We start from the raw sequence: 18360 nt of genomic DNA, 5'->3' as shown, positions 1-18360 counted from the left end.
ATTGGGTCATATTTTTTTGGGGAATGCCATGCATAGCGAATATTATTTTGAACAAGCCATTGAACACAGCTTAACAACGGTTGGCGGGTATGTAAAAGGTAACCCGAAAGATTATGACCCAAGACTTGCTCTATTTCCTAAAGATGTCGTTGCCTTTATTCAGGAAACTCAAACAAAAACTTGGGAAAAAATTCATAACTCATGTAAAGATGAAACAGAAGCTCGTATTGTCAATGATTTAGCACATGCATTAGATACCGAAGGTGCATTATCAGTTTTACGCCAAGGTTTTAAATGCTTTGGTAAAAAAATCAAAATGGCTTACTTTGCACCCAATACCAGCATCAATAAAACCACCCAAGAACAATACGATGCCAACGTACTTAAATGTACACGTCAGCTTCATACAGAATTTAATGAAATCCCAGATATGGTGCTTTCACTCAATGGTATTCCACTGATTACGCTTGAGCTTAAAAATGAGTTTTCAGCATCGGGTTGGAATGTTGAAGATGCCAAAATCCAATATAAAAAAGAGCGTAATGCAAAAGGACGTTTATTTGAGTTTAAAAAACGTACCTTGGTGCATTTTGCGGTAGATACGTGTGAAGTCTATATGACGACCAAGTTGGATGGAGAAAATACATTTTTTCTACCCTTCAACAAAGGTTATTTAAACGGAAAAGGTAATCCACCTGTAGAAGGTGATGTACGCACACATTACCTGTGGACAGAAACTTTAGCTCGTCATAGCTTTATGGAAATCTTCGCTCGTTTTATGCATTTGAGTGTAGAAACAAAAAAAATTAGAACTGAGACAGGTTTTCGATATATAGAAAAAGAAACCGTGATTTTCCCACGCTACCATCAATTAGATGCTGTGCGTAAACTCACAAAACACAGTAAAGCCAATGGTTCAGGTCATAACTACTTAATTCAGCATTCAGCAGGTTCGGGCAAATCAAATACCATTGCTTGGCTCGCACATCAATTGGCATCCATGCATAATGCAGATGATCAGAAAATTTTTAATTCAATTATTGTGATTACTGACCGTATTGTACTTGATCGTCAGTTACAAGAAACAATTGCACAGTTTGAGCATAAAGATGGTGTGGTGCAAAAAATTGATGAAAATACCTTACAGCTCACCAATGCTTTAGCTTCGAATGTACCTATCATTATTACCACAATTCAAAAATTCCCGTACATCATGCAGTCTATTCGTACCCAAGCGAAAAAGGGTATCAAGGTTGATTTGAGTACAGAAGGAAAGCGTTTCGCTGTTATTGTCGATGAAGCTCATAGTTCCCAAAGTGGTGAAACAGCAATGGAGCTACGCAAAATTCTAAATAAAGATGGGATTGAGTCTGCAATTGCTCAAGAGTTCTTAGATGATGGTGATGAGGATGAAAGTGAACTTACTGATGACGTGAAAAAGCATTTATTTGCAGAAGCATCAAAGCGTAGTCGCCAACCTAATTTAAGTTTCTTTGCCTTTACTGCTACACCAAAATGGAAAACACTTGCTTGCTTTGATGAAGCAGGTGATAACGGAGAAGCTCCATTTCATCATTACAGTATGAAACAGGCAATTCAGGAAGGCTTTATTTTAGATGTATTGGCAAACTATACGACTTATGGGCAGTACTATAAATTAATCAAAATTGCTGACAATGATCCAGAACTCGCAAAGAATAAAACCAAAGCTTTAATGGCTCGTTTTGTTTCTATGCATCCAAGTGTGATCGCTCAGAAAGTAGAAATCATTGTCGAGCATTTTAGAACAGTGACGATGCATAGAATTGGTGGTCGTGCCAAAGCAATGGTTGTAACGAATTCTCGTGAACAAGCAGTACGCTACAAGCTTGCTTTTGATGAGTATATTAAAGAAAAAAGATATACAGGGATTAAGTCCTTAGTCGCTTTTTCAGGGAAACTAGAGGTTGATGGTACTGAATATACAGAACCTAAAATGAATGGTTTTAAAGAAACTGAATTACCTGATCAATTCGATACAGATGACTATCAAGTACTTTTAGTCGCTGAAAAATATCAAATAGGATTTGACCAACCTTTGCTACACACCATGTTTGTAGATAAGAAGCTATCAGGAATTCAAGCGGTACAAACCTTATCGCGTTTGAACCGTTGTGCTTATGGTAAAGAAGATACTTTTGTATTGGACTTTGTGAATACACATGAAGACATTTATAAAGCATTTAAGCCATTTTACGAGCGGACTAAACTTGGCGATATTCCAAATGAGCAAAAATTGAATGAGCTTGGTCATACATTGGATCAATGGAAGTTTTACTTTGAGGCTGATTTAATTGAGTTTGCAAATATTTGGTTTAAGGATAGAAGTAAGCTAACAGGGCATGAACATAAGCAGTTGAATAGTATTATTGACCGTGCTGTTGATAAATATAAGAAAATTCATCCTGATGATCTTGTACATCAACAAGAGCAACAAAAACTATTTAAAAGCCAATTACAAAGCTATTTAAATTTATATCTCTTTGTCTCGCAAATCATGGACTTTACAGATTCAGAGCATGAGCAACGATATGCGTATTTAAAAGCTTTACTACAAAAGTTGCCTAAAGGCTCTAAAGAAAATGAAGTTGATTTATCGAAAATTGTGGAACTTCAATTTTATCGCCTACAGAAGTTAAGTGAAAATAGTATTGATTTAGGGCATGGCGAAGCGAATGATTTAAAAGGTTCAACAGATGTGGGAACAGGGCAAGCAGAATCTACAGATAATGTATCGCATCTGATTGATGAATTGAATGAGGCATTTGGTACTGATTTTACAGTAGCTGATCAATTGTTCTTTGATCAGGTTGAGCAAGCAGCTATTGAAAATGAAGAAATTGTACAGGCAGTGAACGCAAATTCTCTAGACAGTTTTACAGAGTACTTATCTGGAAAGTTGATTGATCTGTTTCTTGTTCGACTTGCAGGAAATGAGGAAGTCTGTAATAAGGTTATGAGTACAGATGAGTTGCGTAAAAAAGTTGCTAAGCGATTGGCGAAGCATATTTATACACGGACAAAAAAGAACGCTTCAAAATAGCTCTTTTTAAAATTTCACGTCAAATTGTGCCGTGCTGTTATGAATGTTTATAGACAGTATTGCACAGTTAATTTTTATAGACAGTATTGCACAGTTAATTTATGTTAGCATAAGACAAGGTCAGATGGGCATAGAGGAGGAAATGTGATGTCAATGCGTATCGACACTAACACATTGAATTATTATGTTCAAAATGCCCAAATTTCGTTGAGTGTTTTAAGAACAAAAATTAATAATTTAGATCAATTTTTAAGTGGGGAAAAACAGCCAACTTTTAATCAGTTATCTGAAATAGCAAAAAAAATTAATGTACCGACAGGTCTCTTATTACTGAATAAAACTATTGATATTGACATTAAGCGACTGGACTTCAGGACACTTGAGTCAGATTCAATCGATGAAGCAAGTGAAGAATTAAGAGATACCATTGCAGAAATGGAGGTCAAACAGGAATTTTTGAAGAATGAAATTACTGAAAATTTAGATTTTGTGGGTCAATTTTCTATTGATTCCAACGTTCTAGAAGTAGCTAAAAAAATACGTAATAAACTGGAGATTCCTTTGTTTTTCCAGAATCAAGCTGATAATTCATTAAATTATCTACGCGATAAGATTAATGGTATAGGCGTATTTGTTTTTTTTAATGGTAAAGTGAAAGACAATACACATCGTCCTCTAAGTGTGAAAGAATTTCGAGGGTTCGTATTACTTGACCATAAAGCACCTATAATTTTTATTAATCAGAAAGATACTAAGAACGGTCAACTCTTTACATTAGTACATGAGTTAGTGCATATTTTCGTAGGTACTGAAGAAATATTTAACATTGTAGATGCTGGCGATTACCAATTTGATCGAACTGAAGCATTTATAAATAAAGTAACAGCAGAAATTTTAGTTCCTCAAGAGATTTTCTTACAGCTTAATTCAACCGATAGTAATTTTTTAGCTAGAAAATTTAAAGTCAGTGAATTTGTAATTGTAAGAAGACTATTAGACTTAAATAAGATTACACGTGAAGAATACCTGAATCGTACTAGAGACCTAAAGGAAAACCTTGAACGTTTTTTACCAAATGAATCTAATGGTGGAAGTTATATTAATAATATTAGATTTAGAGTTGATAATAGATTTTTTAAATATGTAATGAATGCAGTAAATCATGATCGTATTTCATATACAGATGCATTTAATATTGTAGGTGTCGGTTTTAAAGGATATAAAATTTTGATGAATAGAGGTGGCAATGACTAAGTATTTATTGGACACTAATATTTATATCAATTTTTATGAAAGATATTATCAATTTGATTTTTTTCCAAGTTTTTGGGAGAAAATTAAAGTCATCATCAATTCACAAGTAGTACTTCCAGATATTGTTGTTAATGAACATTATCAAGATGAAATTTTTAAAGAATGGCTTGAAGAAAACTTTACTGGAACTTCTTGTAAATACAAAGATTATGCTGATTTATGGGCTGAAGTTATCCAACATATTGCAACTCATGACTGTTATAGTGAGAAAGCCTTAACAAATGACAAAAGTTGGACACATGAAAAAATAGCAGATGGATGGTTGATCGCAATTGCAAAGAAAGATAATTTAGTGATTGTAACAAGTGAAACGAAAAACATTAGCTTAAATAAAAATCAACCTTCACAAAGCCCAAAAGTTCCTGATATTGCTAATGATCTTGGTATTCGCTGTATCAATATGAATACTTTTTTTCAAGAGATTGGCTTAAAAATTTAGAAATAATATTTCTATAATATATTTATAAGTTAATTAGACCCTGAACCGTACCGGGTTTGTCGGAGACTTTTTATTTAAGTTAGGCTACCTGACCTAACGGATTAATTTTATCATAGTACATTGCTTCAAAATCAAAAGGTGACACATAACCCAGTGCACTATGTACACGCACTTTATTGAACCAATATACCCAGTTTAATGTCGCAAGTTGTACATCTGCTAAACCACGCCAATCTGCTTTTAAATATTCAATCACCTCTGTTTTGTATAAGCCATTCACCGTTTCAGCCAAAGCATTATCGTATGAGTCACCCTTTGTACCGACTGAAGCTCGTAAATTATTTGATTCATCGAGATCGTTTTAATTTCACCCCTTCAACCAATCCCTTACTAAATTTTCATACCAATTCATAATTTTCACCCTCTCATCCCAGTATTGTGCACGGTTATAAGCAGAACGAATTCGGTTTTGTGGTACGTGTGCAAGCTGTCTTTCAATTGCATCTACGTTAAACAAATTAGACTCATTGACCACAGTGCTGAATAAAGATCTAAAACCGTGCGTTGTCATACGACCTGCATACCCTGACCGTTTGATCACTTGAAGAATGGTTTCACTGCGCATGGCTACATTGTTATTAAGTCGATGCGGAAATAGTAAATCCTGATTATGGGTTAAACGTAAAGCCTGTAGCTCTTCGATCATCATATTGGTCAATGGTACACGGTGAGGTAAGCGATTTTTCATGCGCTCTTCAGGAATGTCCCATTTTCGATTTTCTAAATCAAACTCATCCCATTTTGCTTGAAGAAGTTCGCTGACACGTACACCAGTCAGCATAATCAACACTAGGGCATGCTTGGTCTGAGCATCGCATGGATAGGCACGAACTTTTCTTAAAAATTCAGGCATTTCAGTAGCAGGCAGTGATGCTAAATTTTGTACTTTTTTAGACTTAAGCGCATAGGTCAAATCACCTGCAGGATTGTCATATCTATAGCCATGTGCAATGCCGTATTTCATAACCATGCCACATCGTGAGAGCGTACGCTTAGCAATTTCAATGGAACCTCTGGCTTCAATCCTTTTAATGACTTTTAAGATCTCTGGGGGCTGAATTTGATTAATTGGCAAATCCCCTAAAGTGATAAACAGTTCATCCAAAGATGCACGTACGTTCAGAATGTGTTTATGCGACCACGTTTCCTTTTGATTGTTAAACCATTCATTTGCAACCTCCCTAAATGAAGGCTGTTCTTGTTCCGAGTTTTGCTTGATTTTTGTTGTAAACTCAATCGCAACCTCCCTGGCTCGTTTCAGGCTAAGCTCAGGATATAAACCGAGTGATTTTGACTTGCGCTGACAATTTTCGGTGTAACGAAGCGACCAGTATTTTTTTCCATTCGGGTCTATACGAAGTGATAAGCCATTGATATCGGATAGACGATATTGCTTATCTTTAGGCTGTGCTTTTCTGCATTCTGTGTCTGTTAAAGCCATCGTTTTACCCCATAATCTTATTAAAAATCATGGTGTAAATTGTCGTCATTTTGACCCACAGATAGCAAAGATGGGGGTAAACGCATTTGGATAAGGTCGGACAATGTGGCCTATAAAAAAGCATTTTTAAGTATAAATTTTAGTGTTTTTTATTTCGTATTGGATCGCGTTGAATTGAATGTTGGTGGTGAAGGGGATAGATTGAGTTGCTGTATGAAGGGGCAAGCCAATCAAATAGATGATTATACTGATTGATTTTCTTTGACCCAGTTTTGACCCTATGATGATGTATGGCTGCACAATAAAAAAGGTTCAAAGCCTAAAAATGAATTTGAACCTGTATTACTCAAAAGAAAGTAGTTCTGATTATTTTTCTTGAATTTTCAACTCAACTTGATAGTCATCTTGAGTCACTTTGATTTTGTGGCCTTTATATTTACGTTTGCTTGGCGAGAGTGCAGAGCTAGTTACTTCCTTATGGAACTCACTATCCGACATGAAAAAATAATAGGCTTTATAGCCCAATAAGATTTTATCGATTTTTTTGCCTTTTTTCTCAGCATTACGGATGAGCTCATTTAGATCATCTAAGCTAATATTCTCTGACATTCCCAAACCCTCAAAAATAAAGTTGAATTATCACATGAGGAAGAAGCAAGTCATATTACAGATTGATGACAGTTGCATTTAGAGTGTGTTTACTCGTGGTAAACGATGCTCAAAAGTTGTGGGTCAAATTGATCCAATTTTGACCCAATTTATTCAAATTTGGGTCAATTTGTTCTGGATAGCATTGGACGCAAAACCCATAAAAAAAGCCCTTAAACATTGAGTTTAAAGGCTTTTTTGTATTGTGTCAGATGACTCTGTATTGAAATTTGGTGGAGGTGGCGGGAGTTGAACCCGCGTCCGCCAGCACTACACTCGAGAATACTACATGCTTAGATATCGTCTATTGTTTTAACACCAAGCGACCCGACGAACAGGGTACAAGGCGCGATCCTCTAAGTTTGGTATAAAGCCCCGAGGCTTGACTTTATACGGACTTGTGTGCGTGCGCTTCGATCGGGTTCACTGACCACAAGTATTCAGTGAAGCGGACAAGCTGCCCTTAGGCAGCTAGAGCGTAAGTTTCGTCGTTTGCGACTATTAAAATGCAAATTTTATTTACGAGAGAAAATGCGCTCTCGGCATGCATCTATGAGCTTCATCACCAGCGTCGAAGCCAATAACACCCCCATATATGAACGAGCATCATAACATACTTATTGAAAATTGACATCTAAATCTATAAATCAGGGTGTTAATGATTGAAATATAAGCAAGTGTAGTCGCTGGATAAAGATTAAAAAGACTTGTACTAGCTCAAAACTGATCTGACAGTTACCCATTTTTTATTGTGCCTGTCAGGTTAAATTTGAGCTAAATTCTTCTCAGCCCAAATCCGTTTTCCATCAAGTAAAGTTTCAAGTGGTGTACGACCCCAACACATTTTTCCTTGATGAGTCCGTTCAGTATTATAGGATTTCAGCCAATCGTCTAGATCAACTTGTAATTCTTCCAATGAGCTATAAAGCTTCTTTCTAAACGTAATTTGATAGAACTCCTGCAAAATCGTTTTATGGAAACGCTCACATATACCATTTTTTGCGGGGAAGCTGCTTTTCTCTTCGTGTGATCAATATCATTGACTGCCAGATACAACTCATAGTCATGTTGTTCTACCTTATCGCGTTCCGTAAAGCCCCATTGTCTTCACTTTCTGACCAGACCTGCCAGTTCTGGCAAAGCCGCAATACCCGTTTTATTCAGGTCAACCGTTCCAAAAGTGGCCTAAACCGCAACCAGCCTTTAACAGCTTCAGATCAACCCATCCGTAATTATTTATGGCTGGTTCGAACTTTATTGGCACAGCATAAAAAGCTGCAAGCAGGTGAGGTGATTCTCACAGGTTCAATCATTCGCCCAATGGATTTAAAGGCTGGGCAATATCAGTTTCAAATGCTTGGACAACAAGTTTCACTAAAGGTAACTTGAATCAGTCAGGATTGCTGTTAAAAATAAGAAAAGCTCAATGTTTGATAATAGGGAAACAAGAAAATGGCACAGTTGAATGATCACGGGTTATTAAAGTCACAGGCATTGATCAACGGTCGGTGGCGAGATGCACTCTCTGGTCAGACCCTAAGCGTGACCAATCCCGCTACAGGCGAAAGCATTGGTACTGTACCCAAAATGGGCAAACAGGAAGCACTGGATGCGGTTGCCGCGGCTGAGCAGGCATTGCCCTTGTGGCGTAAAAAAAGTGCCAAGGAACGCAGTAAGATTTTACGCCAGTGGTTTGACCTGATCATGCAGAATCAGGATGATCTGGCCTATATTCTCACCTTGGAACAAGGTAAACCCTTGAGTGAAGCCAAAAGCGAGATTGCTTATGGTGCAGCCTATATTGAATGGTTTGCCGAAGAAGCCAAACGGGTCTATGGCGATATTATTCCCGCAAATGGTTCTGATCAAAAGATTCTTGTGAATAAGCAACCCATTGGGGTTTGTGCTGCAATTACACCGTGGAATTTCCCGAATGCCATGATCACCCGTAAGGTTGCACCAGCATTGGCGGCAGGTTGTACCATCATTGTCCGTCCAGCCTCGCAAACGCCATTATCTGCCTTTGCGATTGCAGAGCTAGCCTTGCGTGCAGGCATTCCAGCAGGGGTATTTAATGTCATTACAGGTGGTTCCACTGAAATTGGTGAAGTGCTGACCACCGATGATCGAGTGCAGAAGTTTAGTTTCACAGGTTCAACCGAGGTGGGTAAAAAACTGATTGCCCAATGCGCCTCAACGGTTAAAAAGGTGTCGATGGAACTGGGTGGCAATGCACCGTTTATGGTGTTTGATGATGCTGATCTTGATGCTGCGGTAAAAGGCGCGATTGCCAGCAAATTCCGTAACGCAGGCCAGACCTGCGTCTGTGCCAACCGTATTTATGTACAGTCAGGAATTTATGACCTGTTTATAGAAAAACTCTCTGAGGCAGTAAGACAGTTCAAGATCGGCAATGGTTTGGAGGCTGGAGTAGACTTTGGCCCAGTGATTGACAGTGCAGCCATGCAGAAAGTGGAAGAACATATTGAGGATGCGGTCAGCAAGGGCGCTCAGGTGGTGCTGGGTGGAAAACCCCATCCTTTGGGCCAATTGTTCTTTGAACCAACCATTGTCAAAGATGTCACGGCTGACATGAAAGTGGCCAAAGAAGAAACCTTTGGACCTTTGGCACCTATATTTAAATTTGAAACTGAGGACGAGGTGGTGGGCTATGCCAATGATACCGAGTTTGGTTTGGCATCCTATTTCTACAGTCAGGATTTAGGCAGGGCGATGCGAGTTTCCGATGCGCTGGAATACGGCATGGTGGCGCTCAATACAGGAATCTTATCCAATGAGGTCGCGCCGTTTGGTGGGGTCAAGCAGTCAGGTCTGGGACGTGAAGGCTCCAAATATGGCATTGAGGATTATCTGGAAATTAAATATGTGTTGCTGGCTGGTTTAGACAATAGATAACTATTGTATTGTTCAGTTTTATGGGAGGAAAGATATTGCATTTTTCCTCTCAGCTATTCTTCATTGTTTTAGATAACAGTAAATTGACCTAACTTTCTATACAGACTATATGGATGAAACTATTATTCAGCAAATAAAATCGATCAAAAAAATAAATCCGATATATGAAGTTGCATATATATGAAAAATCATATATAAATGCATATAAGCAACATCCATGAAAGGATTTTTTATTCATGCGGAAGATGATGATCAGAGAATGACTTTAACAATTTACTTATCATATATGTTTATCTATATATCCAAATAAATGGGAGTGAATATGGATCAGGTGACTTTCTTTAAATGCTTGTCAGATGAGACCCGTCTTAACATTGTGACTTTAGTTGCTGAAAATAAGGAGCTGTGTGTCTGTGACCTCACGGAAAAATTACAGTTAAGCCAACCCAAGATTTCAAGGCATCTTGCGTTGTTACGTGCTTCAGGATTGTTGCAAGATAGGCGACAAAGCCAATGGGTGTATTACAGCATCAATTCACAGTTGCCAGCGTGGTGTCATGACATTTTAACGATCTTGGTTGCTCATCCATCAAAAAACCTCTCTACATTAGCAGCATGTCATACCCCAAATTATTGTGAGTAATCCCCAATGAAATTTCTCTTTTTATGCACTGGAAACAGTTGTCGTAGTATTTTGTCTGAAGTACTGTTTAACAGTCGTGCGCCTGAGAGCTGGAAAGCGTACAGTGCAGGCAGCAAACCCTCTGGACAGGTACATCCATTGACCATTGAAACTTTACAGAATCTGGGCCTTTCGACCAATGGTTTGTGGAGCAAAACCATTGCTGACTGTGAGCAATCTCTTTTACGGCTGCTGGCAATAATTTCGAGCTGGCTTTGGCGGTTGCAATTGCCACTTTTGGCTTGGCTTCACCTGTTGCGTTTACAACGGTAATCGGACCTTTGGTGGAAGTTCCCGTATTGATTTCACTTGTGACCGTCTCGCTGTGGTTAAGAAAGAAGTATTTTCCAAAGGAGTCGAGTGAGATATGACTTCAAAAATAATATTTCTGCTGATCGGGCAAAATCATTTTTTATTATCCCAAGGCAGAATTTTTATAACAGATCAGTTTGGCTGAACTGATCTGTTATATTTTTTAAAGGTATTTTGTGTCTATTCTTGTTTTGTATATTCATACAGAATCTAGCTTAGACAAGATTTGGGAGCAGAATATGAGTTTTTTAAAAAAGAAAAATAATGCCGCTTTTGTATTCTTTATTATCACACTTTACGCATTCCTAGGCTTTGGACTTGGCTTTATCATTTGGGAATATGTTTTATAAGTAGAGCAAGGCTTTATGTAGGTTGATCTTTATGGATCGATCAATCGCATTAGCAAGCTAATCGTCAAGTCTTAATCGTACAGAACTGATCGTTATCGTTGAGTTAGCGCAATAGACCCCATATGCGATCTGCACAATGGGTTGAGGTTGGTTAAGAAAATTGGCCAAATCGCAGCGACGCTTACTGAAATTCTGATAGGAATAATGGCGATAAGCCTTGAATCTAAAGATTTTATTAACGTGAATTCGGTTTAAGCAGATTTTAATTTAATCATTTGAATCAAACAGGTATTAGACCAATGTTTTGATCCAATACCTGACTGGAATTTAACGAACAATCAACACTGGAATATGGCTTTCACCCAATACTTTTTGCGCTACACTACCTAAAATAAATTTCTTGAAACCTGTTCTACCATGTGAACCCATAATGATCAGGTCTGCACCTAGGTTTTGTGCAGCCCCAATAATTTCCTGAGGGATAGAAAAACCCTCCAGAACCTGGGTGGCAACCGTTAAGCCCAGCTCTTCAAATTTCTGCTCGGCTTTTGCCAGATTTTCTTCCACATAACCACGCACACGCTCAATTAAATCATTGCTCTGACCAAATCGAACATAGGTATCGGCTAAATATGGGTCCAATGCCATCACCTCAACCACAGTAATTTCACTGTTGAGCGCTTTGGCAAGTTGAGCTGCTTGCTGAATGACATTGACCGAAATTTCTGAGTCATCAATCGCAACGAGGATTTTTTGATAAGTCATGTTTATTACTCCTTATAATTCCATTTTAAGATTCAGCAGGTTTATAAATATTTGTATAAAATAAGATTTATACTTTTATGGTAACCCTATTCTTGAAAGAATAAAACCTAGTATTTTTATAGGGATAGGTAAGTTACTTATCTGTATTTAGGGAAAATGGCTAAAATAAAATTATGTGAAATTTCTATGAATATAAGAAGTGCAGGATATCAATAAGTTATCTTCATCATTTATAAGTTTTCTTGAAGAAAACTCTTTAGATGATCAATATTATCTGTTTGTAACAGTTCACGTATTTTTAAAATTTGCCTTTCATCTAAATCATAAAGTTTGAGTGCAAGCAGTTTTTCTATATCTTGTGGAGAAAAGCGGTACTTCATTACTTTGGCGGGAACACCAGCAACAATCGCATAGGGTGGCACATCCTGGGTAACCACGGCACCTGTTGCGACCACCGCTCCCTCACCAAGTTTTACTCCCTGCATAATCATGGCGAGACTGCCAATCCAGCAACCATCTTCAATGATGGTATCTCCAGCAGGCAAAAAACTACGTGTATCAAAGGGAAAGGTTGAAATCCAGTCTGGTCGATGCAACTGATTGCCACCCATCATAATCACGCATTCAGCCCCAAAGCAGACAAAATTGCCAATATGCAGTTGATCAATTGGTTTTTCAGGTGTAGCAGGTTTGTCATGCAAATAACGCACCACGCAACGTTCAAAACCTTGATCCCAATAGGCTGAATAATAAGAATAATTACCTTTGATATGGATATTTGGATTGTTTACTGTTTTAGCAATAAATTCGAACTCGCACCAGTGTTTAACAGGTGAGTTGATTAATGGATCCATATCTTGACAAAATATTAAAAGAAAGCCGTGACATTATAGCTTTTATATCAGGAGAGAGTGCTAGTTGGAGAAAAATTTCCAAAGCCAAGTAAACAAACGTTGAATTTGATTGGGAAATACAAAGCCGAGAACTGCACAAAGTAGAGCCGTATTAAAAATAATGAGCGCAGAGCTGGTCGTAGAATTCACATGAACCCCCCATGTGATGGCAATCCCAATACCCAGAATAATTCCTGCAATTGCATACATAAATGCACTTATGAGTCGATCTTGCATTCTTTATCTCATTGTTATTGTATTTAGAAATAGCATGCCTGAAACAAAAGAACTCTTCAAATGATGAAGAGTTCTTTAATTACTTAATCAGGTGGATGAATTAGATATATTCCACACTGACGATTTCGTATTCAACTTCACCTTGTGGTGTTTGAATTTTTGCTTCGTCGCCTTCGCTTTTACCTAAAAGACCACGGGCAATCGGTGAGTTCACTGAGATTTTATTGATTTTAAAATCTGCCTCATCATCACCTACAATTTTATAAGTTTTACGCTCTTCAGTGTCTAGGTTTTCGATAGTTACTGTAACGCCAAACACAACACGGCCGTTTTGTTCAAGTGTTTTGACATCAATCTCTTGAGCTGCACCCAGTTTGCCTTCGATGTCCTGGATACGGCCTTCACAAAAACCTTGCTGTTCACGTGCAGCGTGATATTCAGCATTTTCCTTTAAATCACCGTGCTCACGAGCTTCTGCAATCGCTTGGATAATACGTGGGCGATCCACTGTTTTTAGCTGTTGTAATTCTTTCTCTAAGGCAACCTTGCCTTCAGGAGTCATAGGATAACGTTGCATTTCAGTCCCTCTAAATTGGTTGGGAAAATACAGGATTAAAAAAAGAAAAAGCCCGCCACCGATAAGGTGACGGGACTTTATCGGTAGAGAATTAACCTACAGTTTGTAAATCTTGCAAGCGGTATACATCCATTGGCAATTTCACAGCAAATGCTTGGCAAACAGCCTCAGCACCATTAATGGTCGTAGTGTAATACACTTTACCTTGTAGGGCAGCACGACGAATCATGGCAGAGTCATATTGAGCTTGTTTGCCTTCAGTTGTGTTGACAATAAGATGAATTTCACCATTTTTCAAGCGGTCTACAATATGTGGACGACCTTCGGTGACTTTATTCACAGCTTCACATTCCAAACCTGCTTCTTTAAGCACGCGATAGGTACCACCTGTTGCAACCAGTTTAAAGCCATACTGGATTAACTGCTTGGCAATGTTTGCAATGTGTTTCTTGTCCGATTCACGAACTGACAGGAATGCATGCTTCACTTCACCTTCAGTCGGCAAACCTGGTAAACGTTCATTTGAGCCAAGTACAGCCTTATAGAAAGCTTCACCAAATGTTGTACCAACACCCATCACTTCGCCTGTAGACTTCATCTCAGGGCCAAGAATTGGGTCAACACCCTGGAATTTAGCAAACGGGAACACCGCTTCTTTCACTGCAAAGTGGGTCGGAATGATTTCCTTGGTGAAACCTTGTGACTCAAGGGATTGACCCGCCATACAACGTGCAGCAACTTTTGCTAAAGACTCACCAATACATTTTGATACGAATGGAACAGTACGGGATGCACGTGGGTTCACTTCAAGGATGTAAATATCATCACCCTTTACTGCAAACTGAACGTTCATCAAGCCGATTACGCCAAGTTCTTTTGCCATTGCAACAGTTTGGCGACGCATTTCATCCTGAACTTCTTGTGAAAGCGAGTAAGGAGGAATCGAACATGCTGAGTCACCTGAGTGAATCCCTGCTTGTTCAATGTGCTGCATGATACCGCCGATCACAACATCTTTACCGTCAGATACGCAGTCAACGTCAACTTCAGTTGCATCGTCAAGGAAACGGTCAAGTAGAACAGGGGCTTCATTCGATGCCTGAACCGCTTCACGAAGATAACGTTTTAACTCGTCTTCGTTATACACGATTTCCATTGCACGACCACCCAATACATAAGATGGACGAACAACCAATGGATAACCGACTTTAGCCGCTTCTGAAATACCTTCTTCAGCAGATTTAACGATGCTGTTGTTTGGTTGGCGAAGCTGTAGACGTTGAATCATTTGCTGGAAACGTTCACGGTCTTCTGCACGGTCAATCGCATCAGGTGAAGTTCCAATAATCGGTGTACCTGCTTCTTCTAAAGCACGCGCCAATTTCAATGGTGTTTGACCACCGTACTGTACGATTACGCCTTTAGGCTTCTCTGTACGTACGATTTCAAGTACATCTTCCAGTGTTACAGGTTCGAAGTACAAACGGTCTGATGTGTCATAGTCAGTTGAAACCGTTTCAGGGTTACAGTTCACCATGATGGTTTCATAACCGTCATCACGCATTGCAAGCGCAGCGTGTACACAGCAGTAATCAAACTCAATGCCTTGACCAATACGGTTCGGACCACCACCAATCACCATGATTTTGTCACGGTTCGATGGATTGGCTTCACATTCCTCATCATAAGTTGAGTACATATATGCCGTACCAGATTCAAACTCGGCAGCACAAGTATCAACACGCTTGTAAACTGGATAGACACCCAAGTTCCAACGTTGTTTACGGAATTGTTTTTGTGAAATACCCATTAAGTCAGCAATACGAAGGTCAGATAAACCTTTGCGTTTGAATGAACGAATATTATCAGCGTTTAAATCACCAAAACCTAAAGTTTTTACTTGAGCTTCAGTTTTAACGATATCTTCAATTTGGATCAAGAACCAACGATCGATCTTAGTTGCTTCGAATACGTCATCTAATGAGAAACCATGACGGAATGCATCAGCTACATACCAAATTCGCTCAGGGCCTGGAACTTTAAGTTCTTTTAAGATGATATCTTTGGCATTAGCCGTACCAACTTCGATTTTTTCATCAAAGCCGCTGACACCTACTTCAAGACCACGAAGTGCTTTTTGAACAGATTCTTGGAAGTTACGACCAATTGCCATCACTTCGCCCACAGATTTCATCTGAGTTGTCAATACAGGCTCAGCTTGTGGGAATTTTTCGAAGTTGAAGCGAGGAATCTTGGTGACAACATAGTCAATTGCTGGTTCGAAGCTTGCAGGAGTGATACCACCAGTGATGTCATTTTTCAATTCATCAAGGGTATAGCCAACTGCAAGTTTTGCTGCGATTTTCGCAATCGGGAAACCTGTTGCTTTCGATGCAAGCGCAGATGAACGAGAAACACGAGGGTTCATCTCGATCACAACCATACGACCATCTTTCGGATTAATACCGAATTGAACGTTTGAACCACCTGTTTCAACACCGATTTCACGAAGAACAGCAACCGATGCATTACGCATGATTTGATATTCTTTATCTGTCAGTGTTTGCGCAGGGGCAACAGTGATTGAGTCACCAGTGTGTACGCCCATTGGGTCAAAGTTTTCAATCGCACATACGATAATACAGTTGTCGTTTTTGTCACGAACAACTTCCATTTCGTATTCTTTCCAGCCAATTAAAGATTCGTCGATCAATAATTGTTTAGTTGGAGAAAGATCGAAACCACGTTCACAGATTTCAATAAATTCTTCTTTATTGTATGCGATACCGCCACCAGAACCACCCATGGTAAATGATGGACGAATGATCACTGGGAAGCCAAAACGTGACTGAATTTCCAGTGCATGTTCCATACTTTCAGCAACATCGGCACGAGGACATTCCAAGCCGATTTTACGCATGGCGATGTCAAACAGTTTACGATCTTCTGCTTTTTCAATCGCTTCTTTTGATGCACCAATTAATTCAACATTGTATTTTTCTAAAACACCGTTGGCATCTAATGCAAGCGCACAGTTCAATGCAGTTTGACCGCCCATGGTTGGGAGGACTGCATCTGGACGTTCTTTTTCAATGATCTGTGCAACTGTCTGCCAGGTGATTGGCTCGATATAGGTTGCATCTGCCATTGAAGGGTCAGTCATGATGGTCGCTGGATTCGAGTTGACCAAAATAACACGGTAGCCTTCTTCACGAAGCGCCTTACATGCTTGTGCACCTGAGTAGTCAAACTCACACGCCTGACCAATAACAATAGGACCAGCACCAATAATTAAGATGCTTTTAATATCCGTGCGTTTAGGCATTATTCGCTCCTGAGTGAGGGTAAAGCGGAGCGAAGCTCCGTCCGAACGCAAGACGAGAAGCTATGCTTCGAGTAGTCGCAATATTCATCTTAAACATCATTTTTTAGCCTGCTCAATCAAGTGAATAAAATGATCGAACAATGGTGCGCAGTCATGCGGACCAGGGCTTGCTTCAGGGTGACCTTGGAAGCTGAACGCTGGTTTGTCAGTACGATGAATACCTTGGTTTGTACCATCAAACAGTGAACGATGTGTCACCTTTAAGTTTGCAGGTAAAGTACTTTCATCGACAGCAAAGCCGTGGTTCTGCGAAGTGATCATCACTGTACCGTGATGTTCGCTGAGAGGGTCAAGATTTTGTACAGGATGGTTCGCACCATGATGTCCATGATTCATTTTCATGGTTTTCGCGCCAGAAGCGAGCGCCAAAATCTGGTGACCTAAACAAATACCAAATACAGGTAAAGTCGTAGTTTCAACAATCGTTTTTACTGCTTCAATGGCATAGTCACATGCTGCTGGATCACCAGGACCATTTGACAAGAACACGCCATCTGGATTCAAGGCAAGCACTTTTTCAGCAGGAGTTTGTGCAGGAACAACTGTTAATTTACAACCGCGGTCTGCGAGCATACGTAAGATGTTGGTTTTGACACCATAATCGTATGCAACGACATGAAATTTAAATTCAGGTTGGGTAAAGCCCTGACCTAAAGCCCAGGAACCCTCGGTCCATTCAAAACCTTCAGGATCACAGCATTCTTTTGCGAGGTCCAGGCCATTTAAGCCGCCGAATGCACGCGCTTTTGCAATGGCTTCTTCTTCTGTAATATTTTCGCCAGCAAGGATACAGCCATTTTGCGCGCCCTTGTCACGTAAAATACGTGTCAATTTACGCGTGTCAATATCAGCGATGGCAACAACATTATGTTGTTCTAGATATTCACTTAAAGATTGTTCTGAACGGAAATTACTATGTAATAAAGGAAGATCACGAATAATTAAACCGTTGGCCCATACTTTATGGATGCGACCAGATTCAACGTCTTCGCTATTACAGCCTGTATTTCCAATATGGGGATAAGTCAGCGTCACAATTTGTTGCGCATAACTTGGGTCAGTCAAAATTTCCTGGTAGCCAGTCATGGCTGTATTAAAAACGACTTCACCAGTCGTACTACCCGATGCACCGATAGACGTTCCTTTAAAGATCGTTCCATCTGCGAGGGCTAAAATGGCGGGGGTGCTCAAACCAAAGCTCCTGAACTAAAACCACAAAAATAGGGCTGTAAAAAAGCGAGAAGACATAAAAAAAGGCA

The 18360-nt window shown here is 39.3% G+C and carries 15 protein-coding genes, 1 other RNA gene and 5 pseudogenes; 9 read left to right on the top strand and 12 right to left on the bottom strand.

The window, feature by feature from the left end; all coding sequences use genetic code 11:
* Nucleotides 1-28 precede the first annotated feature (28 nt).
* The 3 genes from F972_RS09760 to F972_RS09750 all read left to right on the top strand — a co-directional run bounded on the left by F972_RS09760 (nt 29) and on the right by F972_RS09750 (nt 4835).
* Nucleotides 29-3082: a type I restriction endonuclease subunit R gene (locus tag F972_RS09760; RefSeq protein ID WP_004757478.1), complete on the top strand. Its 3054-nt coding sequence runs from the start codon at nt 29-31 to the stop codon at nt 3080-3082.
* A 147-nt stretch (nt 3083-3229) separates the two neighbouring features.
* Nucleotides 3230-4336: an ImmA/IrrE family metallo-endopeptidase gene (locus F972_RS09755; protein WP_004757479.1), complete on the top strand. Its 1107-nt coding sequence runs from the start codon at nt 3230-3232 to the stop codon at nt 4334-4336.
* Nucleotides 4329-4835, top strand: a complete 507-nt coding sequence (locus F972_RS09750; RefSeq protein WP_004757481.1) for a DUF4411 family protein — start codon at nt 4329-4331, stop codon at nt 4833-4835. The genes F972_RS09755 and F972_RS09750 overlap by 8 nt, the downstream gene beginning before the upstream one ends.
* Before the next feature lie 79 nt (nt 4836-4914).
* Here F972_RS09750 and F972_RS09745 read toward each other — a convergent pair.
* From F972_RS09745 to F972_RS15440, 5 genes and pseudogenes are all read right to left on the bottom strand, one after another.
* A pseudogene (locus tag F972_RS09745) lies at nt 4915-5184 on the bottom strand (integrase core domain-containing protein); the annotation flags it as partial.
* Between the two features lie 18 nt (nt 5185-5202).
* On the bottom strand, nt 5203-6336 hold the full coding sequence (locus F972_RS09740) for a tyrosine-type recombinase/integrase (protein ID WP_004757483.1): 1134 nt from the start codon (nt 6334-6336) through the stop codon (nt 5203-5205).
* A 366-nt stretch (nt 6337-6702) separates the two neighbouring features.
* Nucleotides 6703-6945, bottom strand: coding sequence for a hypothetical protein (locus F972_RS09735; RefSeq protein WP_004757485.1), 243 nt, complete (start codon nt 6943-6945; stop codon nt 6703-6705).
* Between the two features lie 270 nt (nt 6946-7215).
* Nucleotides 7216-7575: a transfer-messenger RNA gene (ssrA, locus tag F972_RS15445) on the bottom strand.
* Between the two features lie 172 nt (nt 7576-7747).
* Nucleotides 7748-8064: pseudogene (locus tag F972_RS15440) on the bottom strand (integrase core domain-containing protein); the annotation flags it as partial.
* Between F972_RS15440 and F972_RS09725 the strand changes: the two are divergent.
* The 6 genes and pseudogenes from F972_RS09725 to F972_RS16040 all read left to right on the top strand — a co-directional run bounded on the left by F972_RS09725 (nt 8050) and on the right by F972_RS16040 (nt 11244).
* Nucleotides 8050-8373 (top strand): hypothetical protein, encoded by a 324-nt coding sequence (locus tag F972_RS09725; RefSeq protein WP_004676637.1) that lies wholly within the window; start codon nt 8050-8052, stop codon nt 8371-8373. The pseudogene F972_RS15440 and the gene F972_RS09725 sit on opposite strands and share 15 nt — an antisense overlap.
* Before the next feature lie 63 nt (nt 8374-8436).
* Nucleotides 8437-9900: an NAD-dependent succinate-semialdehyde dehydrogenase gene (locus tag F972_RS09720; RefSeq protein WP_004769640.1), complete on the top strand. Its 1464-nt coding sequence runs from the start codon at nt 8437-8439 to the stop codon at nt 9898-9900.
* A 322-nt stretch (nt 9901-10222) separates the two neighbouring features.
* Complete coding sequence (locus F972_RS09715; RefSeq protein WP_004682768.1) at nt 10223-10543, top strand: metalloregulator ArsR/SmtB family transcription factor; 321 nt, start codon at nt 10223-10225, stop codon at nt 10541-10543.
* Nucleotides 10544-10549: 6 nt separating this feature from the next.
* Nucleotides 10550-10759 (top strand): annotated as a pseudogene (locus F972_RS09710) (hypothetical protein); the annotation flags it as partial.
* A pseudogene (locus F972_RS16310) lies at nt 10756-10953 on the top strand (arsenic resistance protein); the annotation flags it as partial. The pseudogenes F972_RS09710 and F972_RS16310, both read left to right, overlap by 4 nt.
* Before the next feature lie 180 nt (nt 10954-11133).
* The gene (locus F972_RS16040) at nt 11134-11244 is read left to right on the top strand and encodes a hypothetical protein (RefSeq protein ID WP_004799650.1); all 111 of its coding nucleotides are present in this window, start codon (nt 11134-11136) and stop codon (nt 11242-11244) included.
* Between the two features lie 132 nt (nt 11245-11376).
* Here F972_RS16040 and F972_RS16305 read toward each other — a convergent pair.
* The 7 genes and pseudogenes from F972_RS16305 to carA all read right to left on the bottom strand — a co-directional run.
* A pseudogene (locus F972_RS16305) lies at nt 11377-11481 on the bottom strand (metalloprotease); the annotation flags it as partial.
* 90 nt (nt 11482-11571) lie between these two features.
* Nucleotides 11572-12009, bottom strand: a complete 438-nt coding sequence (locus F972_RS09705) for a universal stress protein (RefSeq protein WP_004682766.1) — start codon at nt 12007-12009, stop codon at nt 11572-11574.
* A 230-nt stretch (nt 12010-12239) separates the two neighbouring features.
* On the bottom strand, nt 12240-12863 hold the full coding sequence (locus F972_RS09700) for a CatB-related O-acetyltransferase (RefSeq protein ID WP_004682765.1): 624 nt from the start codon (nt 12861-12863) through the stop codon (nt 12240-12242).
* A gap of 60 nt (nt 12864-12923) precedes the next feature.
* Nucleotides 12924-13139: a hypothetical protein gene (locus tag F972_RS09695; RefSeq protein ID WP_004676644.1), complete on the bottom strand. Its 216-nt coding sequence runs from the start codon at nt 13137-13139 to the stop codon at nt 12924-12926.
* A 100-nt stretch (nt 13140-13239) separates the two neighbouring features.
* A complete protein-coding gene (gene greA / locus F972_RS09690) occupies nt 13240-13716 on the bottom strand; it encodes a transcription elongation factor GreA (protein ID WP_004660795.1) in 477 nt (158 codons plus the stop codon).
* 91 nt (nt 13717-13807) lie between these two features.
* Complete coding sequence (gene carB / locus F972_RS09685; RefSeq protein WP_004682764.1) at nt 13808-17041, bottom strand: carbamoyl-phosphate synthase large subunit; 3234 nt, start codon at nt 17039-17041, stop codon at nt 13808-13810.
* Between the two features lie 96 nt (nt 17042-17137).
* The gene (gene carA / locus F972_RS09680) at nt 17138-18292 is read right to left on the bottom strand and encodes a glutamine-hydrolyzing carbamoyl-phosphate synthase small subunit (protein ID WP_004682763.1); all 1155 of its coding nucleotides are present in this window, start codon (nt 18290-18292) and stop codon (nt 17138-17140) included.
* Between the last annotated feature and the right edge of the window lie 68 nt (nt 18293-18360).

Source organism: Acinetobacter sp. CIP 102529 (assembly GCF_000368325.1).
Classification (GTDB): domain Bacteria; phylum Pseudomonadota; class Gammaproteobacteria; order Pseudomonadales; family Moraxellaceae; genus Acinetobacter; species Acinetobacter parvus.
Note: the sequence above shows the minus strand (reverse complement) of the source record. Positions and strands in the feature narration are given on the sequence as shown.